Source organism: Brevundimonas sp. GW821-FHT10A07, assembly GCF_059415785.1.
In genome coordinates, this window is sequence record NZ_JBWKNX010000027.1 from 1 (window position 1) to 20,532 (window position 20,532).

The 20,532-nt window shown below is 66.6% G+C and carries 26 protein-coding genes and 1 tRNA gene; 6 read left to right on the forward strand and 21 right to left on the reverse strand.

The window, feature by feature from the left end:
* Positions 1-198: 198 nt before the first annotated feature.
* A complete protein-coding gene (locus tag AC07NC_RS16925) occupies positions 199-879 on the reverse strand; it encodes a type 1 glutamine amidotransferase domain-containing protein (RefSeq protein ID WP_494570235.1) in 681 nt (226 codons plus the stop codon).
* A gap of 127 nt (positions 880-1,006) precedes the next feature.
* Here AC07NC_RS16925 and AC07NC_RS16930 point away from each other — a divergent pair, with 127 nt between their 5' ends.
* Complete coding sequence (locus AC07NC_RS16930) at positions 1,007-1,918, forward strand: CE1 family esterase (protein WP_494570236.1); 912 nt, start codon at positions 1,007-1,009, stop codon at positions 1,916-1,918.
* A gap of 133 nt (positions 1,919-2,051) precedes the next feature.
* On the opposite strand, the gene rplL is transcribed toward AC07NC_RS16930, so the two are convergent.
* Together rplL and rplJ are read right to left on the reverse strand one after the other, a co-directional pair.
* Positions 2,052-2,435, reverse strand: coding sequence for a 50S ribosomal protein L7/L12 (rplL, locus tag AC07NC_RS16935; RefSeq protein WP_008259470.1), 384 nt, complete (start codon positions 2,433-2,435; stop codon positions 2,052-2,054).
* Between the two features lie 62 nt (positions 2,436-2,497).
* Entirely contained in the window at positions 2,498-3,013 is a 516-nt protein-coding gene (gene rplJ / locus AC07NC_RS16940; RefSeq protein WP_008264370.1) for a 50S ribosomal protein L10, read from the reverse strand.
* 318 nt (positions 3,014-3,331) lie between these two features.
* On the opposite strand from rplJ, the gene AC07NC_RS16945 reads away from it, so the two are divergent.
* Positions 3,332-4,039 carry a glutathione S-transferase gene (locus AC07NC_RS16945; RefSeq protein ID WP_494570237.1) on the forward strand — a complete coding sequence of 236 codons (708 nt, stop codon included), beginning with the start codon at positions 3,332-3,334 and terminating at the stop codon, positions 4,037-4,039.
* 3 nt (positions 4,040-4,042) lie between these two features.
* Here AC07NC_RS16945 and AC07NC_RS16950 read toward each other — a convergent pair whose 3' ends face one another.
* From AC07NC_RS16950 to AC07NC_RS16960, 3 genes are all read right to left on the reverse strand, one after another.
* Positions 4,043-4,558: a DUF2059 domain-containing protein gene (locus AC07NC_RS16950; protein WP_035308148.1), complete on the reverse strand. Its 516-nt coding sequence runs from the start codon at positions 4,556-4,558 to the stop codon at positions 4,043-4,045.
* Between the two features lie 69 nt (positions 4,559-4,627).
* Positions 4,628-5,077, reverse strand: coding sequence for an NUDIX hydrolase (locus AC07NC_RS16955; RefSeq protein WP_008263414.1), 450 nt, complete (start codon positions 5,075-5,077; stop codon positions 4,628-4,630).
* 74 nt (positions 5,078-5,151) lie between these two features.
* The gene (locus AC07NC_RS16960; RefSeq protein ID WP_292149769.1) at positions 5,152-5,562 is read right to left on the reverse strand and encodes a winged helix-turn-helix transcriptional regulator; all 411 of its coding nucleotides are present in this window, start codon (positions 5,560-5,562) and stop codon (positions 5,152-5,154) included.
* A gap of 50 nt (positions 5,563-5,612) precedes the next feature.
* Between AC07NC_RS16960 and AC07NC_RS16965 the strand changes: the two genes are divergently transcribed.
* Positions 5,613-6,221 carry an NAD(P)-dependent oxidoreductase gene (locus tag AC07NC_RS16965; RefSeq protein ID WP_494570238.1) on the forward strand — a complete coding sequence of 203 codons (609 nt, stop codon included), beginning with the start codon at positions 5,613-5,615 and terminating at the stop codon, positions 6,219-6,221.
* 76 nt (positions 6,222-6,297) lie between these two features.
* On the opposite strand, the gene rplA is transcribed toward AC07NC_RS16965, so the two are convergent.
* The 7 genes from rplA to AC07NC_RS17000 all read right to left on the reverse strand — a co-directional run bounded on the left by rplA (position 6,298) and on the right by AC07NC_RS17000 (position 10,429).
* On the reverse strand, positions 6,298-6,987 hold the full coding sequence (gene rplA / locus AC07NC_RS16970; protein WP_008260414.1) for a 50S ribosomal protein L1: 690 nt from the start codon (positions 6,985-6,987) through the stop codon (positions 6,298-6,300).
* Positions 6,988-6,990: 3 nt separating this feature from the next.
* The gene (gene rplK, locus AC07NC_RS16975; RefSeq protein ID WP_008259841.1) at positions 6,991-7,422 is read right to left on the reverse strand and encodes a 50S ribosomal protein L11; all 432 of its coding nucleotides are present in this window, start codon (positions 7,420-7,422) and stop codon (positions 6,991-6,993) included.
* A 276-nt stretch (positions 7,423-7,698) separates the two neighbouring features.
* On the reverse strand, positions 7,699-8,274 hold the full coding sequence (nusG, locus tag AC07NC_RS16980) for a transcription termination/antitermination protein NusG (RefSeq protein ID WP_008264196.1): 576 nt from the start codon (positions 8,272-8,274) through the stop codon (positions 7,699-7,701).
* Positions 8,275-8,287: 13 nt separating this feature from the next.
* Positions 8,288-8,587 carry a preprotein translocase subunit SecE gene (gene secE, locus AC07NC_RS16985; RefSeq protein WP_008264085.1) on the reverse strand — a complete coding sequence of 100 codons (300 nt, stop codon included), beginning with the start codon at positions 8,585-8,587 and terminating at the stop codon, positions 8,288-8,290.
* A 70-nt stretch (positions 8,588-8,657) separates the two neighbouring features.
* Positions 8,658-8,733 (reverse strand) — tRNA-Trp (locus tag AC07NC_RS16990).
* A gap of 95 nt (positions 8,734-8,828) precedes the next feature.
* Positions 8,829-10,163, reverse strand: a complete 1,335-nt coding sequence (locus AC07NC_RS16995; RefSeq protein ID WP_196066388.1) for a hemolysin family protein — start codon at positions 10,161-10,163, stop codon at positions 8,829-8,831.
* A gap of 95 nt (positions 10,164-10,258) precedes the next feature.
* On the reverse strand, positions 10,259-10,429 hold the full coding sequence (locus AC07NC_RS17000) for a hypothetical protein (RefSeq protein WP_494570239.1): 171 nt from the start codon (positions 10,427-10,429) through the stop codon (positions 10,259-10,261).
* A gap of 101 nt (positions 10,430-10,530) precedes the next feature.
* On the opposite strand from AC07NC_RS17000, the gene AC07NC_RS17005 reads away from it, so the two are divergent.
* Positions 10,531-11,163, forward strand: a complete 633-nt coding sequence (locus AC07NC_RS17005) for a DUF938 domain-containing protein (protein ID WP_494570240.1) — start codon at positions 10,531-10,533, stop codon at positions 11,161-11,163.
* Between the two features lie 2 nt (positions 11,164-11,165).
* Here AC07NC_RS17005 and AC07NC_RS17010 read toward each other — a convergent pair whose 3' ends face one another.
* On the reverse strand, positions 11,166-11,567 hold the full coding sequence (locus AC07NC_RS17010) for a hypothetical protein (protein ID WP_035308171.1): 402 nt from the start codon (positions 11,565-11,567) through the stop codon (positions 11,166-11,168).
* Positions 11,568-11,933: 366 nt separating this feature from the next.
* On the opposite strand from AC07NC_RS17010, the gene AC07NC_RS17015 reads away from it, so the two are divergent.
* Complete coding sequence (locus AC07NC_RS17015) at positions 11,934-12,713, forward strand: pseudouridine synthase (RefSeq protein WP_494570241.1); 780 nt, start codon at positions 11,934-11,936, stop codon at positions 12,711-12,713.
* Here AC07NC_RS17015 and AC07NC_RS17020 read toward each other — a convergent pair.
* Genes AC07NC_RS17020 through crcB form a run of 3 tightly spaced genes read right to left on the reverse strand, consistent with a single transcriptional unit; the run spans position 12,697 to position 14,875 of the window.
* Entirely contained in the window at positions 12,697-13,461 is a 765-nt protein-coding gene (locus AC07NC_RS17020) for an ATP12 family chaperone protein (protein WP_494570242.1), read from the reverse strand. The two genes, AC07NC_RS17015 and AC07NC_RS17020, sit on opposite strands and share 17 nt — an antisense overlap.
* Entirely contained in the window at positions 13,458-14,483 is a 1,026-nt protein-coding gene (locus AC07NC_RS17025; protein WP_154726448.1) for an RluA family pseudouridine synthase, read from the reverse strand. The genes AC07NC_RS17020 and AC07NC_RS17025 overlap by 4 nt, the downstream gene beginning before the upstream one ends.
* Positions 14,480-14,875 (reverse strand): fluoride efflux transporter CrcB, encoded by a 396-nt coding sequence (crcB, locus tag AC07NC_RS17030; RefSeq protein WP_492073858.1) that lies wholly within the window; start codon positions 14,873-14,875, stop codon positions 14,480-14,482. Before crcB ends, AC07NC_RS17025 begins: the two co-directional genes overlap by 4 nt.
* A 144-nt stretch (positions 14,876-15,019) precedes the next feature.
* Between crcB and AC07NC_RS17035 the strand changes: the two genes are divergently transcribed.
* A complete protein-coding gene (locus AC07NC_RS17035; protein ID WP_494570243.1) occupies positions 15,020-16,216 on the forward strand; it encodes a hypothetical protein in 1,197 nt (398 codons plus the stop codon).
* Here AC07NC_RS17035 and AC07NC_RS17040 read toward each other — a convergent pair whose 3' ends face one another.
* The 4 genes from AC07NC_RS17040 to AC07NC_RS17055 form a co-directional block, all read right to left on the reverse strand.
* Positions 16,217-16,705 carry a CC0125/CC1285 family lipoprotein gene (locus AC07NC_RS17040; RefSeq protein ID WP_040349454.1) on the reverse strand — a complete coding sequence of 163 codons (489 nt, stop codon included), beginning with the start codon at positions 16,703-16,705 and terminating at the stop codon, positions 16,217-16,219.
* A 65-nt stretch (positions 16,706-16,770) separates the two neighbouring features.
* A complete protein-coding gene (locus AC07NC_RS17045; RefSeq protein ID WP_494570244.1) occupies positions 16,771-17,496 on the reverse strand; it encodes an RluA family pseudouridine synthase in 726 nt (241 codons plus the stop codon).
* 16 nt (positions 17,497-17,512) lie between these two features.
* On the reverse strand, positions 17,513-18,841 hold the full coding sequence (locus tag AC07NC_RS17050; RefSeq protein WP_494570245.1) for a replication-associated recombination protein A: 1,329 nt from the start codon (positions 18,839-18,841) through the stop codon (positions 17,513-17,515).
* Positions 18,842-18,921: 80 nt separating this feature from the next.
* Positions 18,922-20,325 carry a Do family serine endopeptidase gene (locus AC07NC_RS17055; protein WP_494570246.1) on the reverse strand — a complete coding sequence of 468 codons (1,404 nt, stop codon included), beginning with the start codon at positions 20,323-20,325 and terminating at the stop codon, positions 18,922-18,924.
* Positions 20,326-20,532 lie beyond the last annotated feature (207 nt).

Consider the following 20,532-nt stretch of genomic DNA (forward strand, 5'->3'; position numbering starts at 1 on the left):
TCAGGCGGGCGTCCCGGATCAGGGGAAATCTAACCGATCAGCGACAAACAAGGACCGGCGGGAGCGTCAGCGAGCGCCGAGTGGGGGCGAGGCGGTGTCTGACGCTGGCGTGGTCGTCACCGCCGTCGGAGTCGCCCCCGCCTGGTCGCAAGCGCGATCTGTCCTCCCCACGCGCCTTCGCGCGCGGAGAGGTGAGCATCACCCCTTCAACAACCCCAGCAGGGCCTCAGCCGCCTCACGGGATGACGCCGGGTTCTGCCCCGTCACCAGCTTGCCGTCGACCACGACATACGACCCCCAGTCCGGCCCCTTGGAATAGTCGCCGCCGTTGGCGCTCAGCACATTCTCGACCAGGAAGGGCACCACCTCGGTCAGGCCCACGGCCTCCTCTTCCGAGTTGGTGAACCCCGTCACCTTGCGGCCCTCGACCAGCGGATTGCCATTCGGGCCATTGACCGACTTCAACACGCCGGGCGCGTGACAGACGAAGCCAGTCGGCTTGTCCGCCTTGGCGAAGGCCTCGATCAGGGCGATGGAATCGGCGTCGTTCGCAAGGTCCCACAGCGGGCCGTGTCCGCCCGGATAGAAGACGGCGTCGAAATCCTCGGCGTTGACCGAGGCCAGTTCGACGGTCGAAGCCAGCGCCGCCTGAGCCTCGGCGTCGGCCTTGAACCGGCGCGTATCCTCGGTCTGGGCGTCCGCGTCATCGCTCTTGGGATCCAGCGGCGGCTGTCCCCCCTTCGGCGAAGCCAGCACGATCTCGGCGCCCGCGTCCTTCATTGCATAATAGGGGGCGGCCAGTTCCTCCAGCCAGAAACCGGTCTTCTTGCCGGTGTCGCCGAGTTGATCGTGCGAGGTCAGAACCGTCAGGATCTTCATGTGGGGGATCTCCTTTTCAGGCCTAACAAATGGGAAGCCAGACCGATCCCGCCAATGCGACGGTCGGCCGTGTGTCGCAGTTCGGGAATCGCTGCACCCTGCGAGCAGTTCAGAGGAGACACGAAGCATGAGACATTGGCTCGGAGCCATGGCGTTCGGACTGGCCGCATTTGGTTTGACCTCGGTCGCCAAGGCGGACTGCGTGATAGGGGAGCCCGGCGCCACCCGCAGCGTCGCCTTCGGTCCCGACCGGCGCACGGTGCAGATCCACATTCCGCGCAGCTTCGACCCCGCTCGGCCTGCCCCCCTTGTCTTCGTCCTGCACGGCAGCGGCGGCACAGGCGCGGCGATCCTGAGAGATTCCAAACTGGCCGAGACCGCCGACCGGCACGGCTTCATCGTCGCCGCGCCCGACGCGGGCATCCCGGTCGACCGGGGCTTCGTCTGGAACGTCCCCGGCGTGCCGACCATCACAGGAGACGTGCCGGGTCCACAGGACGCCGACGACGTCGCCTTCCTGGTGGAGACGGTCGAGGAATTGGCTTCACAGGGCTGCGTCGACGACAGCCGGGTCTACGCCACGGGCCTGTCGGGCGGCGGTCGGATGACGTCCTGGCTGGGCTGCGTGGCCGCCGACCGCTTCGCCGCCATTGCGCCGGTCGTCGGCCTGCGCGCCGGCAATCCGCGCAAGGCCGCGCCTGAGCGGCCCGATCCCGCCACCTGTCGGCCGTCCCGCCCCATGCCGGTCATCGCCTTCGCCGGCGACGCCGACACGACCAACCCGATCCAGGGCGGCGGCGCCCCCTACTGGAGCTATACGATGCACGCGGCCGAGCAGCGCTGGGCCCAGTTGAACGGCTGCGCCACGACACGCCCGACGCTTTGGGTCTCGGCCTCGGTCTATGAGGAAGGCTACGCCGACTGCCGAGCCGGCGCCGAGGTCGTCGGCCGCATCACCCGCGACGGCGGCCACAGTTGGGTCGCCGACAACGAAGCCATGTGGGCCTTCTTCGCCGCCCGATCACGCCCGCAGAACTGATACAGACCAAGCCCCAGCCGTAGCGCCGCCCACGGGCCTCAAGCAGCGCGAAGCGCGATAGGCCCCAAAAAGAAAGACCCGGCGGTTTCCCGCCGGGCCTTTCCAATATTCAGCAAATGCCGAAAGTCAGATCTTACTTGATCTGGACCTTGGCGCCGGCTTCCGTCAGCTTCTTGGCGACTTCGTCGGCGGCTTGCTTGGAGACGTTCTCGACGACGTTCTGCGGAGCGCCTTCGACCAGGTCCTTGGCTTCCTTCAGACCCAGGTCCGAACGCACGCCGCGGACTTCCTTGATCACGTTGATCTTCTTGTCGCCGCCGTCGATCAGGACAACGGTGAATTCGGTTTGCTCTTCGGCGGCTTCAGCCGGAGCAGCGCCGCCACCGGCCGGCATGGCCATGGCGACGGGAGCAGCGGCGCTGACGCCCCACTTTTCTTCAAGCAGCTTCGACAGTTCAGCAGCTTCGAGAACGGTCAGAGCGGACAGGTCTTCGACGATCTTGGCGAGGTCAGCCATTGTCAGTTTTCCTTCGGAGGATTGGGATTAGGGAGTGATGCAGAGATGAAAGGCTGGGCCGCTTACGCGGCTTCCTTGGTGGCGTAGGCGTTGAACACGCGAGCCAGCTGACCGGCGGGTGCTTGCAGCACGCCGGCGATCTTGGTCGCGGGCGCATTGAGCAGGCCGATGAGTTGGCTGCGGACCTCGTCGAGGGTCGGGAGCTTGGAAAGAACTTCCACGCCCTTCACGTCGACGACGGTTTCGCCCATGAAGCCGCCGATGATCTTGAAACGATCATTGGCCTTGGCGAACTCGGTGGCGACCTTGGCGGCCGTACCGGGGTTCTCGGCGTACGCGATGCCCACGGGACCCTTGAACAGGCCGTGGTAGTCGCTGCCTTCTTCGGCTTCGAGCGCCTTCAGCGCCAGGCGGTTCTTGACCACCTTGAACGCGCCGCCTTCTTTACGAAGACGGCCGCGCAGATCTTCCATTTCCGCAACGGTCAGACCCAGGTTGTGGGTCACGACCACGGAGCCGGCGTCGGCGAATACGCCCTTGAGCGTTTCGATCGACTCGGCCTTTTGTGCGCGGTCCATTGCGGTCTCCAGTCTTGGTATTCGCCGCCGGGCTTATTCCCGACGACGGATTGGCCAAAGCGCCGCGCATCGCTGCGAAGCGTTCAGGCCGGTCGTATTGTCCGAAGGATGCGTCTGACGGCGTCCGTCCCGGAATGCGGGCTGACAGCGCTAGGTCGCGTCCCCATCTCCCCACGGCGTCAGAGGGCTCTCTGACAGTTATGGCCTGGGTGACCCCCACGCCCCGAAGTTCTCGGACAGGACCGTCAAAGGATTGAACCTCTGACGGGAAGCGGCGCTCATACAGGGAGCCCGACAGGAAATCAAGGAGCCGAGCGCATGGCCTATGAACTCTATTACTGGCCCACCATCCAGGGGCGCGGCGAGTTCGTCCGCCTGGCGCTCGAAGCCGCCGGCGCGGACTATGTCGATGTCTCGCGCCAGGACGACGGAAAGGCGATGATGACGCTGATGGAGACCGCAGCCACGCCCTCCTTCGCCCCGCCCTTCCTGCGCCTGGGGGATCGCACCGTCGGTCAGGTGGCCGCCATCCTGGCCTGGCTGGGTCCGCAACTGGGGCTCAGCCCGAACGGCGACAGCGACCGCGCCTGGCTGAACCAGATCCAGCTGACCCTGGCGGACCTGGTGGCCGAGGCGCACGACACCCATCACCCGGTCGATCTGATGGCCTACTACGACGACCAGAAGCCAGAGGCCGCCCGCCGGTCGAAAGCCTTCCGGGAGCAGCGAATCGGGAAATTCCTCCGCTGGGCCGAACAGGTCCTCATCGCCAATCCCTCCGGCCCGGATTGGCTGGTCGGCCACCACCTCACCTATGCCGATCTGTCTCTGTTCCAGGTGGTGGAGGGCTTGCGCTATGCCTTCCCCAAGGCGACCGAAGCCGTGCTCAACACCACGCCGCATATTGTCACCGTCAGCGACAGGGTCGCCGCTCTGCCCGGTGTCAGCACCTATCTAAAGAGCGACCGCCGCATCCCGTTCAACGAGAACGGCATATTTCGTCGCTATCCCGAACTGGACGGCTGAGGCTTACCGGCGCCCGGACTTGCGCCCTGTTTGGCCACCCGTCTCGCAGTCGAATTGCGCGCAATATTTGGTCATCAATTCTTCGGTGAAGGCCGTCAGATGTTCGATAGTGATCTCGTTCATCACCGCGCTTAGCTGAAGCGTTTTCGTCGCGACCTGGCGGCCTACGGGACTGTCATAAAAAGCGATCTGGGCCTCGAGTTCTTCCACTGTGAACGTCGACGCGTAGTGGGGGACCATGTCCGCCATCATGTCATCGACCATGGCGGTCAGCATGCGCGGCGCGTTACTCCGCAGCCAAGCCGCCTCTTCGGCGCCCTGCCCCTCCGTGTCCGCCTTGGCCAGTTGGTCCGCGATCATCGCCTCCATGACCTTGGTGAAGTTCGGCCCGGCTGAGAGTCGAATTACCCGCTCCGCCAACGCCGTCCGCTGAGCCAGGCCGCGATCCTGCGCTGCGACAGGTCCGACCGCGAACAGGCCAAACAGAGCCGCGACCGTCAAAAGCCCAATGATACGCATATCGTCCCCCTCGCCCTTCTTATCCGAGCACGGCGTGCAGGTGGCCAGAGGGAATCGCCTTTCGGTTGCTCAATCGCTCGGTGGCGTGGCGGCGAAGTCGCGGATCAGCAGGGCGAGGTCGGCTTCGTGAACGCTGTCCGCCGCCGCCTCAGGCGTCATCCAGCGCCGATCGCGCTGGTGCGCCTCGGGCCAATCGCCCAGTTGCAGCACCACCTCCATCGGATAGACGGCGACGACATGGCGTCTCAGATCACCGCTGCGAACGATCTTGGCATAGCGGAAATGACCGATGGTCGCGTCGCCTATGGGACCACGAACGCCCGCCTCCTCCAGCGCTTCCTGGGCCGCCGCTTCGGCGTCGGTCTTTCCGGCCATACGACCGCCCTTGGGAATGACCCAGCGCCGCGTTTCGCGCGATGTGATCATCAGGATTTCAAGACCCGCCTCGCCGCGTCGCCACGGCAGGGCGGCGACCTGACGCGTTTCCGACCGGCCTGTGCGTTTCGCGGCTTTGGCCATTCTCTATCCCCGTCCGGCGCGGCTTGCAAAACGCGGTTTACGTCGCTCCGTCAACCGCTCCGCGTCCGGAAAGTTCAGCCGAGCCGCCTTTCATCATAGGCGGCCTGAGCCTTGCTGACCTCGGCCATATTGTCCTCGGCCCAATCGATCATGGCCTGGAGCGCATCGACCAGCGTACCGCCCAGCGGCGTCAGGGCGTAGGAGACAGAGACCGGCACGGTCGGCGTCACCGTGCGGGTGACCAGTCCGTCCCGCTCAAGCTGGCGGACAGTCTGGCTCAGCATCTTCTGCGAAACGCCCTCGACACGCCGACGCAAGGCGTTGAACCGCATCGGTTCGTCCCGCAGCAGCGTCAGGACCAGCGTCGTCCACTTGTCGGCGACCCGATCCAGCAGTTGCCGCGTCGGGCAAGCGGCCGAATAGACGTCGGGCGAACGGGTTTCCGCCGGGTGACCAGATGAGAGTAAAGTGCCTTCTTGTGACATGCTGCACTTTATAACACCTAGTATCCGTTGGATACCACAGGAGATCATCCATGAAAGTCGCAGTCCTCGGCGCCAGCGGTCGCGCCGGCTCGGAAATCACCAATGAACTGGCCGCGCGCGGTCATGCCGTCGTCGCCGTCGCCCGCAAGCCCGAAGCCATCCCTGCCCTGTCCGGCGTCACCCCGGTCGCGGGCGACGCCTCCGACTCCGCCGCCCTGGCGGAGATCATCAAGGGCTCAGACGCAGTGATCAGCGCCCTGCATCATGACGTCACGGCCGAAACCCTGCTGTCCGCCTTGAAGGCCGCCGGCGTGCCCCGACTGCTGGTCACGGGCGGCGCAGGCAGTCTGGAGGTCGCGCCGGGCGTGCGTCTGATCGACACCCCGGACTTTCCCGAGGCGTTCAAGCCCTACGCCCTGCCCGGCGTCGCCTTCCTGGACGATCTGCGCGACGAGACCCAGATCGACTGGACCTTCTTCTCTCCGCCCGCCCTGATCGAGGAGGGGCCGCGTCTGGGCGTCTTCCGCACCGGCGGGGACCAGTTGATCGTCGACGACAAGGGCGAGAGCAAGATCAGCTTCGCCGACTACGCCATCGCCATGGTGGACGAACTGGAACAGCACAAACACGGCCGCGCCCGCTTCACCGCCGCCTACTGACGCGACAGACACCGATCAAGAAAAAGGCCCCGGAGATCGCTCTCCGGGGCCTTCATCATTCTGGAACGTCGAGCGCTTAGGCGCCCAGCGAGGCCGGATCGACCTTGAAGCCCGGGCCCATCGTCGAAGACAGGCTGATGCGCTTCACATAGGTGCCCTTGGCGCCGGCCGGCTTGGAACGCACCAGGGCGTCCACGATGGCCTTCACGTTGGCTTCCAGGGCGTCCTGGGTGAAGGAGACCTTGCCGATGCCGGCGTGGACGATGCCCGCCTTCTCGACGCGGAACTCGACGGCGCCGCCCTTGGCGTCCTTGACGGCTTGGGCGACGTTCGGGGTCACGGTGCCGACCTTCGGGTTCGGCATCAGGCCGCGCGGGCCCAGCACCTTACCCAGACGGCCGACCAGGGCCATCATGTCCGGCGACGCGATCACGCGGTCGAACTCCATGAAGCCGCCGGCGATCTTTTCGTACAGATCTTCGGCGCCGACGTGTTCGGCGCCGGCTGCGGTGGCTTCGGCGGCCTTGGCGTCCTTGGCGAAGACGGCGACGCGAACGTCACGGCCCGTACCCGACGGCAGGTTCACAACGCCACGGACCTGTTGGTCGGCGTGACGCGGATCGACGCCCAGGTTGACGGCGATCTCAAGGGATTCGTCGAACTTCGACTTGGCGTTTTCCTTGGCCAGCTTGATGGCGTCGGTGAACGGCAGCAGGTCTTGGGTGACGCCGGTGCGGGCCTTTTGAGCCTTGGTTTGCTTGGCCATGGTTTAGCCCTCCACCACTTCGAGGCCCATCGCGCGGGCGGAGCCTTCGATGATCTTGGCCGCCGCGTCGAGGTCGTTGGCGTTCAGATCCTTCATCTTCTTTTCGGCGATCTCGCGCAGTTGCGCCTGCGTGATCTTGCCGGCGACTTCACGGCCGACCAGCTTCGAACCCGACTTCAGGCCCGTGGCCTGCTTCAGGTACCAGGTCGCCGGCGGCGTCTTGGTGATGAAGGTGAACGACTTGTCCTGATAGACGGTGATGACGGTCGGAAGCGGGGTGCCCTTGGCTTCCTTCTCGGTGCGCGCGTTGAACTCCTTGCAGAAGCCCATGATGTTCACGCCGCGTTGACCCAGAGCCGGGCCGATCGGGGGCGAAGGCGTGGCCGAACCGGCCGGCACTTGCAGCTTGATATAGCCGAGAATCTTCTTGGCCATTGGTCTCTCCTATGAATGACCCGACGACTTAACGGCGGGCCGGTGAGCCGTGGTGCGGCATGGCTGCCTCCCACGGATTTGACGCTCCACGAGCCGAGGCCTGTCGAGCGAAGGCGCGCGTGTAACAGAGGGGGGACGGAAAGGCAAACGGGCGGCGTCACCTCCCCGTCGGCGAAGGCCGATGGGGAGGACAGGCGCCTACGCGCATGGGGAGGCGAAACGAAAAAAGCCGCGCCCTTTCGGACGCGGCTTCAAATCTCAACAGGCGCCTGAGCGTCAGCCCGCGACCTTCTCCACCTGAGCGTATTCCAGCTCGACCGGCGTGGCGCGGCCGAAGATGGACACGGCGACGCGCAGACGGGCCTGTTCCTCGTCCACGCTCTCGACCGAGCCGTCGAAGCTGGCGAACGGTCCGTCGATGACCTTGACCTTCTCGCCGATGTCGAAGCGGATGGTGGGCTTCGGACGTTCGACGCCCTCTTCCACCTGGCCGATGATGTTCTGAACTTCGCGTTCCGAGACCGGCAGGGGCTTGGTGCCGCCGGCGGCGCCCAGGAAGCCCGTGACCTTCGGCGTGTTCTTGACCAGGTGATAGGCTTGGTCGGTCATTTCCATCTTCACCAGCACATAGCCGGGGAAGAATTTGCGTTCCGAGTTCACCTTGCGCCCACGACGGATCTCGACGACGTCCTCGGTCGGAACCAGGATTTCGGAGAAGGCGTCTTCCAGGCCCTGCTGCTTGGCCTGATCACGCACCTGTTCGGCGACCTTCTTTTCGAAGTTCGAATAGGCGTTGACGATATACCACTTGTGGCGGGGATTGGCGGGCTTTGCGGGCGCTGCATCGGTCATGGGCGCGTCTTTCTCAGGATCCGAGAGCGATGATGTAGCGGAAGGCGAAACCAAGACCGGTGTCGACCACCCAGAAGAAGATCGCGGCGATGACCACCATGATGAAGACCATCACCGAAGTGATCCAGGTCTCCTTGCGGCTGGGCCACACGATCTTGCGGCCCTCAGCCATGACCTGCTTGTAGAAGTCGCTGGGGCTGGTGCGCGGCTTCTTGGGCGCGGGCGCATCGATGGTGATGGCGGCGGCGGCCGCAGCAGTCTGGGGCTTTGCGCCCGCCTGGGGCCGCTTGCCGGGAGATTTGGCCTTGGCCATCAGTTGCTCTTCACACAATTGTTCCTGTCGCCCCAGATGGGAAGTCCCATCCGGAAGCGACAGGGGGGATTGGCAGGAGTTGGGGGACTCGAACCCACGACCCCCGGTTTTGGAGACCGGTGCTCTACCAGCTGAGCTAAACTCCTAGACAATCGCGCGAACCCTCGGGTCCGTACGTTCGCCAGAGGGGGGCGTATGCCCGACACCGCCCCGCATTTCAAGGGCGATGTGACACTTGTGACTAGTCTTCCAGATGCGCCGCAATGGCGGCCCGCTCGTCCTGGGCCTGGATCAGTTCCTTGAAGATCAGCTTGTCGATGCGGCGGTCGTCCATATCGACGACCTCGACCTCGAATCGGCCGACCTGCACCACCTCGCCCTCATCCGGCACGCGCGACAGCTGGTGCAGAATCAGGCCGGCGACCGTGTGGAAGCCGTCGTGTTCGCCGAAGTCCTCGCCCAGGGTGTCAGCCAGATCGTCCAGGTCCGTCTGGCCGTCGACCAGCCAGCTGCCGTCAGCACGCTGATGGATCCAGGCCTGTTCCTCGTCGTGACCCTCATTGAAGTCGCCGGCGATCATTTCCAGGATGTCGGTCGCAGTGACAACGCCTTCGAAGGCGCCGAACTCATCGACAATGAAGGCCATGTGGACCTTGGACCCTTTCAGGATCTCAAGCGCCTTCAGCACCGAGGTCGACTGGGGGATGAAGGCCGGTTCGGCCACCAGGGGTTCGATGTCGAAACGTCCGTCAGTCAGCAAGGCGTCCAGCAGGTCCTTCTTGTGGACCACGCCCAGGGGATTATCGACGTCGCTCTCGCGCGCCACCACGATGCGCGAATACGGACAGGTGCGGATTTCCTCGCGCAGCACCGATTCGGGATCGTCCAGGGCGATCCAGAAGACGTCGTGGCGCGGCGTCATGGCCACCCGGACCGGGCGGTCGCCAAGACGCAGGATTTCCTCGATCATCACCTGTTCTTCGGGCTCGATCAGGCCGGCCGAGGTCCCTTCAGCCAGGATGGTCGCGACCTCTTCCTGGGTGACGTCCGAGCCATCGCGATCCTTGACGCCCAGAAGTTTAAGGATGCCCGAGGTCGAGGCCGTCAGCAGCAGCACGAAGGGTTTCAGCACGATCGCGAGGGTCGAGATCGGCGGCGCCATCTTGGCCGCGATGGTCTCGGGGAAGATCAGGGCCAGACGCTTGGGCACCAGCTCGCCGACGATCAGCGAGATATAGGTGATGCAGACCACGACCAGGGCCGTGGAGAAGATTTCGGTATAGGCGGCCAGCGCCGGAAAACTGGTCTCGAGGATCCGGTCCAACTCGCCTGCGATGGTCGCCTGGCCGTAGGCGCCGGCCAGAATGCCGATCAGGGTGATGCCGACCTGGACCGCCGACAGGAACTGGGTCGGTTCCTCCGCCAGCTTCAGCGCCTTGCGCGCCCCGCGATCCCCCTTCTCCGCCCGGCTTTGAAGCTTGGATCTCCGGGAGGAAACGACCGCCAGCTCGGTCATGGCGAACAGGCCGTTGAGCACCACCAGGAGCAGAACGACGACAATAGCGATGAGTAACATCTAGGGGTTTTTGGAGACCAACGCGGCGCAACAGACGGCGTCCGCGCAAAGACACTAGAGCACGGCGGCGCTTTGCGCCACGCTTTCCTTGCGTGTCAGCCCGCCCGGCCGGCCTCGATCGAGCCATAGGCGCCGGAAACCGGGCGTCCGTTCGCGTCATATTGCGACGCGCAGGCGCACAGGCCGAGCACGGTGCCGATGAACAGTCCGATATGAATTGCGCGTCGCATCGTGGTTGCCAATCGCTTAACGTCGACGACGGACATAAACGATCACTTAACCTTCCAGCAAGCCGGCGCCCCGCTCAGGGGAAAACCGCACCCTGGCTTTCTTCCCCTTCCCCGTGCCGGACGTCTAAGAGAAAGCCATGCAGACCCTGGACCACCTCGACGCCTTGCCTGCGGGCGCCCTGTCGTCGCCTGCGGCCCAGCGCAACGCCGCCTTCATCCTGGACGTGTTGCGGGCGCATCTGCCGGCGCGGGGGCGGGTGCTAGAGATTGCGGCCGGATCGGGCGACCACGCCCTGGCCTTCGCCTCGGCCCTGTCCGGTCTGGATTGGACGCCCAGCGATCCCAGCCCCCAGGCGCGCGCCAGCCTCTCGGCCTGGCGACAGGCCGGCCCGTCGAACCTGCGCCCGCCCCTGTCGGTGGACGCCGCCGATCCGGCGACCTGGCCGCAAGATCGGTTCGACGTCGTCTATTGTGCGAACATGACGCACATCAGCCCCTGGTCGGCGACCGAGGGGCTGATGGATCTGGCCGGTCGCGTCCTGCGACGCCCCGGCGGTCTGCTGGTTCTGTATGGCCCCTATCGCGAGGCCGAGGTTCCGCTGGCGGCCTCGAACGCCGCCTTCGACGAGAGTCTGAAGGCGCGAAACCCGGCCTGGGGCCTACGGGACCGCGCCGCGGTCGAGGCTCTGGCCCGGTCGCATGGCCTTGCGGCCACGCGCCGGGCTCCGATGCCGTCGAACAACCTGACCCTGCTGTTCAGAAGCGTCTGATTTCAGAGCGCGCCGATGGCGGCCGACAGCTGGGCGCGCTCGTTCAGCAAGGTCGTCTTGCCGTCCTTGAACAGGGCGCCCTGGGCCTCGACCGTCACGCCGAAGCTTTCAGCCGCAACGGCGACGCCGTCGGCGAAGGCGATGACCAGCAGATCATGGGCGCGCGCTAGGTCGATCAGCGATCGCACGGCGGCCAGGCCGGCCTCATCCTGCGACCCGCCGGGCACGACCAGGCCTTTCAGACGGCCCTCGACGATGTCGGTCGCCGTCGCCGTCGCCAGAACCGTCACGCCGCCGGTGATCAGGCTGGCGTCGCCGGTCGAGATGGGCGCCAGGCCCACGCCTTCGGCCCGCAGCGCCCCTTCGACGTCGCCCAGTTCGCCGAATTCCATGTCACGTCGCATCACCAGTCCCATGCGCAGCCGGGTCGGAACGGGACGGTTGTAACCAGTGCGACGGGGTCCGGCGGAAGATTTGCTTTGAGCGTACAAGACGTCTCCTTCTAGGGTTTCAATAAACATCGAGATTCTGCGACAAAGGCCGCCGAACCATCGACATGAAGAACCAGAAAAACGAAAATCGACGGGTCCGACCATGGTCGTCCCGCACTTTGGATCGTTTGTGGAATGCCGCCTGATATAGTGAAAAATCCGGCAGGATCAACCTTGGACATCCCCGCATGTGCGCAGAGTGATCCTGACGGCCTTGACCCGCTTGCTCGCATCGGCGCCCGGCCCTAGACAGCGGCATTGATTGAGCGACGGAATCCGATGGCCTTCACCCGCACCTATGACGGCGACGAACCCGTCCGCGTAAACAAATGGCTGGGTCAGACCGGCGTCTGTTCGCGCCGCGAAGCCGAGAGCCTGATCGCCGAAGGCCTGGTCTCCATCGACGGCGAGACCATCAGCGACGCGGGCCGCAAGATCGAGCCGGGCCAGACGCTGACGCTGAACGACACGGCCCAGCAAGCCCTGGCCTCGGGCATGACCCTGGTTCTGCACAAGCCGGTCGGCTACGTTTCGGGCCAGCCGGATCCGGGCAAGATTCCCGCCGTGCGCCTGCTGAAGACCCCCAACCGCATCGGCGAGGGCGAGACCCCCGCCCGCGACGCCTCCCTGCCTCCCATCGGCCGGCTGGACGAAGACTCCCGCGGCCTGCTGCTGCTGTCGTCGGACGGCGTCGTGGCCAAGGCGGTGATCGGGCCGGCGTCCGAACTCGACAAGGAATATCTCGTCGTCGTCGACGGCGTGATCACCGAAGGCAAGCTCAGCCGCCTGCGCCACGGCCTGGTGCTGAACGACAAGCCGCTCAAGCCCGCCCGCGTCACCCAGATCGAGCCTCAGCGCCTGCGCTTCGTCCTGACCGAGGGCAAGTACCGCCAGATCCGCCGCATGTGCGAATTGGTCGGGCTCGAGGTCGTCGACCTGTACCGTATCCGCATCGGCCCGCTGGAGATAGGCGACCTGCCCGAAGGTCGCTGGCGTCACCTGACCGATCAGGAACGCGCCGCGCTCATCGCCGCCTCGACGGCTAGTCCAACGTCCTGAACCACCGGTCCAATAGTTCCGCCTCGGCGCGGCGCGCCTCGGTGCGTTCGGCGGCTTCCGCGTCCACGCCCCACTGCTCCTCCTGAAACAGTTCGTCGATCCGCGACAGTTCAAACGCCGCGCCGCCTGCCAGCGCGCCCTGCTCGACGGCCAAGGCCAGCACCGCCGACCCGAGCAGCGGCACGGCGGTCGCAAGGCCCGTCAGGCGGAAATCGTCCATCGCCATCGCGTGCGCCTTCACCCGCGCGATGGCGTCGGGCGACTGGGGCCGATGCACGATGCCCGCGACTGGCTCCAGAGCCAGCCCCATCTCGCGCGCCGCCCAATCGCGCCACGGCCGCCACTCGCGCTGCTGGCGCTCGACCAACGGCGTCGGATGTTCGGCCAGGTAGCAGACCACGTCCGACCCGGCGTAGGCGGCGATCTCGTCGGCAACCGGCTCCCGCGCCTGGCCGATGCGGTCGATGGCGGTCGAGGCCAGCCGGGTCGCGGGCATGGTCGACGGCTCGACGATCTCGCCCTGCGCAGCCCATTCCTCGGCGACAAGTCGGGCGGCGGCCTCGGTCGGCAGCACCAACGGCGCCTTGGCCGGCGTCTTGGGCGTCCGTCCGTCCAGCAGTACGGCCCAGCCGCCTTCTGCGTGCGGCCCGACCGACACGGCGGTCCAGAAGCGACGCACCGTCTCCTGCGTTTCGCGGAACCCCTTGCGGGCGGCGACCATGGGATCGAGCGGGGGAATATGGCTCATCGAATTCTCTTCACGCCCAGGAAGGGATCGTCCTCAGCCTCATCCTCGGAGAAGCCGAAGTGGGCGAAGCCGGCTTTCATTTCGGGGCTCAGGGGCGCCGTGACCTTCAGCAGGCCGCCGCGCGGGTGATCCAGCTCGATGCTGCGGGCGTGGAGCTGCAGCTTCAGCGGGCCGGACAACTCCCTGGATTTCTCATCGCCGTATTTGGGATCGCCCAGGATCGGATGGCCGATCCCGGCCATATGGGCGCGCAACTGGTGGGTCCGGCCGGTGAAGGGCCGCAGGGCCATCCATGAGGCGCGGTGCGAGGCGCGCGAGATCGTACTGAAGGCCGTCTCGGCCGGCTCGGCCTTGGGGTCCTTGCGCTCGGCCGGGCGCATCATCTCGAAGTCGTTGATGCCCGTCTTCTTCAGCGGCATGTCGATCTGGCCCGAATAGGGTTTCGGATTGCCGATGACGATGGCCCAATAGGTCTTCTTGGCCTGACGACGGGCGAAGGCGCCGGCCAGACGCTTGGCCGCCTCAGGCCCCTTGCCCAGCAACAGGACGCCTGAGGTGTCGCGGTCCAAGCGGTGGACCAGGCGCGGACGATCCATCCCCTCGCCCCAGGCCGACAGTAGACGGTCGACGTGGCGGCTGGTCTTGGTGCCGCCCTGAACGGCCAGGCCGTGCGGCTTGTTAATGGCGATGACCATGTCGTCCTCATAGAGGACCAGCGACTTGGCGAAGGCGATGTCGCGTTCGGACAGGGTGTGCAGATCCCCGGCCTGACGCGAGGTGTCGTCCGGGATCGGCGGCACGCGCACGGCGGCGCCGGCGGTCAGGCGGCCTTCCGGCTTGATGCGGGCGCCGTCCACGCGGATCTGGCCGCTGCGGGCCATCTTCTGCACCTGGATGTTCGACAAATGCGGCCAACGCCTGCGGAACCAGCGGTCCAGGCGGATGCCGTCCTCGTCCTCGGCGACGTAGATGGTCAGGACTTCGCGCTTGGGCGCGTCCTCGATGGGCGGCTGGTCGGTCAAATGGCGGCTCCGAAGGCGCGGCGGGCGATCACCATGCCGATAAACAGGGCGACGACGGCCAGGACCACCGAACCGACGATATAGGCCGCAGCCAGTCCGTAGTCGCGACGTTCCAGCATCAGCGCCGCCTCAAGCGAATAGGTCGAGAAGGTGGTGAACCCGCCCAGCACGCCGACGGCGGCGAACAGGCGGATCGTCTCCTGGTGCGCGTCGCCCCTGAAGGCCAGCCAGCCGACCAGCAGCCCCATGGCCAGACCGCCCAGCACATTGGCCGTAAAGGTCGCCAGCGGCCAGCCGGCGCCGGGCGTCAGCCGGGACATCAAGAGGACGAGGCCATAGCGCGCCATCGAACCGAGCGCGCCCCCGGCGGCGACGAGAAGAAACCGTGTCATGATCCGGCGCTATATACGCCGCCTTGGCCGAAAGCGAAGCATCCTGCGCGTTCGTGGCCGTCTGACTGAAACTTCACTTGCCCTGCGACAGGGTTAACGGCGATATCCGAGACGAACCGTCAGCGGGTTGGGGGAAGCCACGTCATGTCGCAGGAAGACAGCCAGAGCCCGGTGATCGCGCCGACCATGACGTCGCCGCCGCCCTCCCCGGAACCCGAACCGCAGCCGGTCGAGCAGCCGCACGATCTGGCCCCTGCCGATGCGCCCGAGACGGCGCGCGCCGCGCCGCCGAACCCGACGCCTACCGACACCCCGGCCGTGTCCGACGAAGGCGTGCTGCGCCCCATTCAGGAGAGCGACTATTTCACCCTGGACGACGCCTCGATCGCCAAGATATCGGGGAATATCGACCTCTATTTCAACCAGCCGCTCGATATCTTTCCCTTCTGGGAGAACGAGAAGAAGCCGGACCGTTTCCACATCCTGTTCGCGCGCCAGATCGAGGAACGGTTCCCGGCGGACCGCGACATCCGCGGTCGGGTTCACGCCTATGGCCGACGCATCTTCCGCGCCCTGTGCGTCCATGTCGGCGTCAAGCGGCTGACCCAGGTGCTGGCCCTGATCGCCTTCGCCGTCCTGGCCGAAATGGGACCGACCCTGTTCGCCGAATGGGCCGGCGGGCAACCCGCCGGTCTGGGCCTGGGCCTCCTGGCCATGCTCGTCACGGGCGGGATCTTCTTCGGCGTCTCGACCATACTGTTCATCCAGTACCGGTTCCGGCTGGAGAACGACTCCTACGAGCTGTCGCGCGAGATCGTGCAGCGGACGCGGGAGTTGCAGAACCTGTTCACCAACGCCCGCGCCCTGTCGGACCAGGCCGAGACCACCTATCAGATGGACGGCAAGGCCTGGGGTCAGCGCGCCCTCTATCTGACCCGGCTGGTCATGTGGATCGGTGCGCGGATGGAATATCTGGAGAAGTTCATCCAGATGGAGCTGTGGCGCGTCCGGCGCGAACGCTACTGGATGCGCTGGTTCGGGCGGATCACCACGCCCGCCGTGCTGGTGATCTGGCTAGTCTTCTTCATCTTCTTCCCCGCCCCGGCGGCCAACGAGATCGGCTTCCGCACCCTTCAGATCATCGCCGTCCTGCTGGCATGCGGCGTGACCTGGCTGTCCTATTTCCGCTGGCAGACGCCTGCCCAGGCGATCCAGGACAAGCTGGGGGCCGAGGGCTGGGTCCGCTACGCGTCGCTGGACGTGGACAACACCGTCGGCGACCAGGTGCGGCGCGACAAGGAACGGCTGGTCGAATACCGCGCCCTGACGCGAGGGCGCTGATCAGCGCGGGATGGAGGCCTGGACCGATCGGGCGTCATAGGCGTTCGGACGGTCGGGCTTTGGACCCCGCCCCATGATGATCTCCAGCGAGGTCGAGGTCGGGCTGGGGCCGCTGAAGTTCAGGCCCAGGCCCACCCCGACGCCCGAGGCCGAATAGCCGCCGTATCGGCTGGATCCGCCGCCGATGGAGACGCTGGGCCGCACGCCGCCCGCGCCGCCGGGACGGCCGTCGGTCCAGCTCTGGGTCACTTCAAACCAGTCATAGCCCTGGTCCGTGGTCAGATCGGCGGCCCGCACCAGCGCATAGTCGGCGACAGCGCCCGGCGCCCCGACGCCGTTGTAGGTGACACGGTAGCGGTTGGATTCGATCCTCTGCTCCGAATAGCCCTGCCCGCCCGGCGCGCGCTGGGCGCCGTAGGGGGCCAGGCTGGCGCAGGCGGCCAGGGCGAGGGTCGAGGCGGCGAGGCTGAGAATGGCGAGGCGCTTCATGGCGTTGTCTCCCTTTGACGGAGATAGCGTTGCTTGAGCCGTAGCGTTCCGTCTAGAGGCCCAGACTAGAGGCCAAGCGCCGAACGCAAACGCGCGAAATCGGCCGGCGGCGGCGCCTCCACCGTCGTCGTCCCGCCCTCGGGATGAGGAAAGCTCAGTTTCGAGGCGTGCAGCATCAGGCGCGGCGCCGGACCGACCTCTGTCGTCAACGCCCCGCCATAGCGGACGTCGCCGATCAGCGGCCGACCCAGATGCGCCATATGGACCCGTAGCTGGTGCATCCGCCCCGTCAGCGGCTCCAGCTCGACCACCGCCCCTTGGTCGTTGGCGGCCAGGGTCCGATATCGGCTCTGCGAACCCTGGGCGCCGGGCGCGTCGAAGGCGACGACCCGCATATAGGACTCCCGCCCGATCTCCTCGCGCCGCAGCGGGGCGTCGATGGTCCCCGACGCCGGCTCCGGCGCGGCGGACAGCAGGGCCAGATACTGTTTGCGGAACCGCCGCATCTGCAACGCCTTGCCCAGGAAGCCCGCCGCCGGCTTGGTCTTGGCCGCCAGGATGACGCCCGAGGTGTCGCGGTCCAGCCGATGCACCAGTTCCGGCCGCTTGCCGTTGGACCGGGCGAAGGCCCACAGCAGATCGTCGAGCGTATACGCCTGGATCCGCCCGCCCTGGCTGGACAGGCCGGACGGCTTTGAAAAAGCGATCACATGAGCGTCCTCATGGATCACCCACGACCGGACGGCGGCGATCTCATCCTCGGACAGGGCGACGGGGGTGCGGGTGGTCATCGGGAGCTTCTAGAGGTCAGTCCCCCGCCCCGTCCACCGCCGCATCTTTCGCCAGCCGCGCCCGCATCTCGGCCCAGCGCTCCAGCCGCGCCTTGACCTTTTCCTCATGCCCCTCGCCCTTGGGCTTGTAGAAGGTGCGGCGTTCCATCTCGTCGGGGAAGAAGTTGGCTCCCGAGAATCCCTCGGGCGTGTCCGGGTCGTACTGGTAGCCCTTGCCGTAGCCCAGCGACTTCATCAGCTTGGTGGGGGCGTTGCGGATATGGGCGGGGGGCGTCAGCGATCCCGTCTCATAGGCCGCCTTCTTGGCCGCCTTGAAAGCCTCGTACACCCCGACCGACTTGGGCGCGGTGGCCAGGTGGACCACGGCCTGGGCCAGGGCCAGTTCGCCCTCCGGACTGCCCAGGAAGTCGTAAGTGTCCTTGGCCGCATTGGCGACCAGGATCGACAGCGGGTCCGCCTCGCCGATGTCCTCGACCGCCATCCGCACGATCCGCCGCGCCAGATACAGCGGGTCCTCGCCCCCGTTCAGCATCCGCGCCAGCCAGTACAGGGCCGCGTCCGGGTCCGACCCGCGCACCGATTTATGCAGGGCGGATATCAGGTTGTAGTGTTCTTCCCGCGACTTGTCATAGGCGGGGGCGCGGCGTTGCAGGACCGCCGCCAGCCCCTGTACGTCCAGGGTTTCGCCGGCGGGCAGGTCGAACAGCACCTCCGACATGGTCAGCAGATAGCGTCCGTCGCCGTCGGCGAGGGCCAGCATGGCCTGGCGCGCTTCCGGCGACAGCGGCAGGCCTCTTTCCATATGGGCCTCGGCGCGGCTCAACAGTTGATCCAGCGCCGCATCGTCCAGCCGCTTCAGCACATAGACCTGCGACCGCGACAGCAGCGCCCCGTTCAGCTCGAAACTGGGGTTCTCGGTCGTGGCCCCGACCAGGGTGACGACCCCGGCCTCGACAAAGGGCAGGAAGCCGTCCTGCTGGGCGCGGTTGAACCGGTGGATCTCGTCCACGAACAGCAGGGTGCTCTGCCCCGCCGCCCGCCGCATCCGCGCCGCCTCGAACGCCTTCTTCAGGTCGGCGACTCCGGAAAAGACGGCGCTGATCGACTGGTATTCATAGCCCGCCGCCTGGGCCAGCAGCCGGGCGATGGTGGTCTTGCCGGTGCCGGGCGGCCCCCACAGGATCATCGACCCCAGCCGCCCCGCCTCGATCATCCGCCGGATCGGCCCGCCGGCGCCCAGCAGATGATCCTGGCCCACCACCTCGTCCAGCGTGCGCGGACGCAGACGGTCGGCCAGAGGGGCGTCGGGCGGCAATATGCCGGAGGCTTCGAACAGGTCGGTCATGAGTGCGACCTATGTAGGCGTTCGCCAAAGGCTTTTCACCCGTTTGTGTGGGCCTGTGGTCGAAGACACTGTCGAGCCCCTTACCTCAACACGCCCCGAATCTGGCGCCCGCCGCGATTGACCACGATTTCCCACGGCCCCCGGCCGGCGCCGGCGGCTTCGACGTCGCGCGCCGAGGCTATCGCGCGACCGTTGATGCTGACGATCAGGTCGTTCTGGCGGAAGCCGGCGCGGGCGGCGTAGCCCCGGCCCGACACGCCGGTCACGATGACGCCCGTGGCGAACGGGTCGCCGCCCAGGCGGTCGGCCAGGGCCGGGTTCAGGGCCACGACCTGGGCCCCGGCGAAGGGGCCGGACTGGATCAGGACGCCCTGGCGGGGGTCGGCGTCGCCGGGCAGGGTCTGGACCCGTGCGGTCAGGGTCTGGGGCCGGCCGTCGCGCAGGATGGCGACCTGGACCTGGTCGTTCGGATTGCGTGAGCCGACGCGATAGTTCAGCCCGTTCTGGTCGTTGATCTCCTGACCGTCCACGGCGGTGATCACATCGCCCTGGCGCAGGCCGGCGCGGGCGGCGGGACCGTTCGCATAGACGTCGGTGACCACCAGCCCCTGCGGCCGGCTCAGACCCAAGCTGCCGGCGATGTCGCCGGTGACGGTGTCGCCCTTCACGCCCAGCCACGGCCGGACCACGGTCTTGGCGCCGCCCAGGGCCGAATCGACCACGCGCTTGACCATGGCGGCGGGCACGGCGAACCCGACCCCGGCGGACGAGCCCGAGCGGGAGAAGATGGCGGTGTTGATGCCGATCAGGTCGCCGTCCATGTCCACCAGGGCCCCGCCCGAATTGCCGGGATTGATGGCCGCGTCGGTCTGGATGAAGGAGCCGCTGTCGGAAATGCCCGTCTCGGTCCGGTTCAGGGCCGAGATGATGCCATTGGTCACCGTCTGGCCCACGCCGAACGGATTGCCGATGGCCAGGACCAGATCGCCGACCTGCTGTTCCTCCTGATCGTCGATGGCCAGGACCGGCAGCCGGTCGCTGACGTTCTCCAGCCGCAGCACGGCGATGTCGCTGCGTTCGTCGGCCAGGATGACGGTGGCGGGAAACTCGCGCCGGTCGTTCAGCACGACCTTGATCTGCTGGGCGCCGTCGATGACGTGGTTGTTGGTGACGACGATCCCGTCCGAGCGGACGATCACGCCCGACCCGACCGATTCCGCCACCCGCGCCTGGGGAATGCCGCCGCCGAAGAACTGGAAGAAGGGATCGGCCTGGACCCGCTGGACGCTGCGGGCCGAGATATTGACCACGGCCGGGGCGGCGGATCGCACCACCGGCGCGAAGCTGGACTTCATCCCCGCCGCATCGCTGGGCGCGGTGCGCGTCGGCTGGGCGAACTCGCCCTCCTGCGCCTTGGAATTGGTGGGGTTGCCGCAGGCCGACAGGGCCAGGGCGGCGACGAGCACGATCGATCGGGTCTGCATAATCATCCGAGGAGAACAGGCTTCAAGCCACACCATACCGCACCGTGTTTCGGGCCGGATCAAGGCGTCGGCGCGACATCAACGGACAAGCTTTCAGCCCGTTCCCGCAGCGTCGTGCAGACGAACGGAGGCGCTCCGTCCGTTCGGCGGAGTTTGGAGGCCCTTTGGAAGCGGAGGGCTGGGCGGGGCGCCGGGCCTTCGCCCGGA

Excerpts from the sequence above, each read along its gene's own strand:
- AC07NC_RS16925 (WP_494570235.1), bottom strand. The coding sequence starts at position 879 with ATGAAGATCCTGACGGTTCTGACCTCGCACGATCAACTCGGCGACACC.
- AC07NC_RS16930 (WP_494570236.1), top strand. The coding sequence starts at position 1,007 with ATGAGACATTGGCTCGGAGCCATGGCGTTCGGACTGGCCGCATTTGGT.
- rplL (WP_008259470.1), bottom strand. The coding sequence starts at position 2,435 with ATGGCTGACCTCGCCAAGATCGTCGAAGACCTGTCCGCTCTGACCGTT.
- rplJ (WP_008264370.1), bottom strand. The coding sequence starts at position 3,013 with ATGGACCGCGCACAAAAGGCCGAGTCGATCGAAACGCTCAAGGGCGTA.
- AC07NC_RS16945 (WP_494570237.1), top strand. The coding sequence starts at position 3,332 with ATGGCCTATGAACTCTATTACTGGCCCACCATCCAGGGGCGCGGCGAG.
- AC07NC_RS16950 (WP_035308148.1), bottom strand. The coding sequence starts at position 4,558 with ATGCGTATCATTGGGCTTTTGACGGTCGCGGCTCTGTTTGGCCTGTTC.
- AC07NC_RS16955 (WP_008263414.1), bottom strand. The coding sequence starts at position 5,077 with ATGGCCAAAGCCGCGAAACGCACAGGCCGGTCGGAAACGCGTCAGGTC.
- AC07NC_RS16960 (WP_292149769.1), bottom strand. The coding sequence starts at position 5,562 with ATGTCACAAGAAGGCACTTTACTCTCATCTGGTCACCCGGCGGAAACC.
- AC07NC_RS16965 (WP_494570238.1), top strand. The coding sequence starts at position 5,613 with ATGAAAGTCGCAGTCCTCGGCGCCAGCGGTCGCGCCGGCTCGGAAATC.
- rplA (WP_008260414.1), bottom strand. The coding sequence starts at position 6,987 with ATGGCCAAGCAAACCAAGGCTCAAAAGGCCCGCACCGGCGTCACCCAA.
- rplK (WP_008259841.1), bottom strand. The coding sequence starts at position 7,422 with ATGGCCAAGAAGATTCTCGGCTATATCAAGCTGCAAGTGCCGGCCGGT.
- nusG (WP_008264196.1), bottom strand. The coding sequence starts at position 8,274 with ATGACCGATGCAGCGCCCGCAAAGCCCGCCAATCCCCGCCACAAGTGG.
- secE (WP_008264085.1), bottom strand. The coding sequence starts at position 8,587 with ATGGCCAAGGCCAAATCTCCCGGCAAGCGGCCCCAGGCGGGCGCAAAG.
- AC07NC_RS16995 (WP_196066388.1), bottom strand. The coding sequence starts at position 10,163 with ATGTTACTCATCGCTATTGTCGTCGTTCTGCTCCTGGTGGTGCTCAAC.
- AC07NC_RS17000 (WP_494570239.1), bottom strand. The coding sequence starts at position 10,429 with ATGTCCGTCGTCGACGTTAAGCGATTGGCAACCACGATGCGACGCGCA.
- AC07NC_RS17005 (WP_494570240.1), top strand. The coding sequence starts at position 10,531 with ATGCAGACCCTGGACCACCTCGACGCCTTGCCTGCGGGCGCCCTGTCG.
- AC07NC_RS17010 (WP_035308171.1), bottom strand. The coding sequence starts at position 11,567 with ATGCGACGTGACATGGAATTCGGCGAACTGGGCGACGTCGAAGGGGCG.
- AC07NC_RS17015 (WP_494570241.1), top strand. The coding sequence starts at position 11,934 with ATGGCCTTCACCCGCACCTATGACGGCGACGAACCCGTCCGCGTAAAC.
- AC07NC_RS17020 (WP_494570242.1), bottom strand. The coding sequence starts at position 13,461 with ATGAGCCATATTCCCCCGCTCGATCCCATGGTCGCCGCCCGCAAGGGG.
- crcB (WP_492073858.1), bottom strand. The coding sequence starts at position 14,875 with ATGACACGGTTTCTTCTCGTCGCCGCCGGGGGCGCGCTCGGTTCGATG.
- AC07NC_RS17035 (WP_494570243.1), top strand. The coding sequence starts at position 15,020 with ATGTCGCAGGAAGACAGCCAGAGCCCGGTGATCGCGCCGACCATGACG.
- AC07NC_RS17040 (WP_040349454.1), bottom strand. The coding sequence starts at position 16,705 with ATGAAGCGCCTCGCCATTCTCAGCCTCGCCGCCTCGACCCTCGCCCTG.
- AC07NC_RS17045 (WP_494570244.1), bottom strand. The coding sequence starts at position 17,496 with ATGACCACCCGCACCCCCGTCGCCCTGTCCGAGGATGAGATCGCCGCC.
- AC07NC_RS17050 (WP_494570245.1), bottom strand. The coding sequence starts at position 18,841 with ATGACCGACCTGTTCGAAGCCTCCGGCATATTGCCGCCCGACGCCCCT.
- AC07NC_RS17055 (WP_494570246.1), bottom strand. The coding sequence starts at position 20,325 with ATGCAGACCCGATCGATCGTGCTCGTCGCCGCCCTGGCCCTGTCGGCC.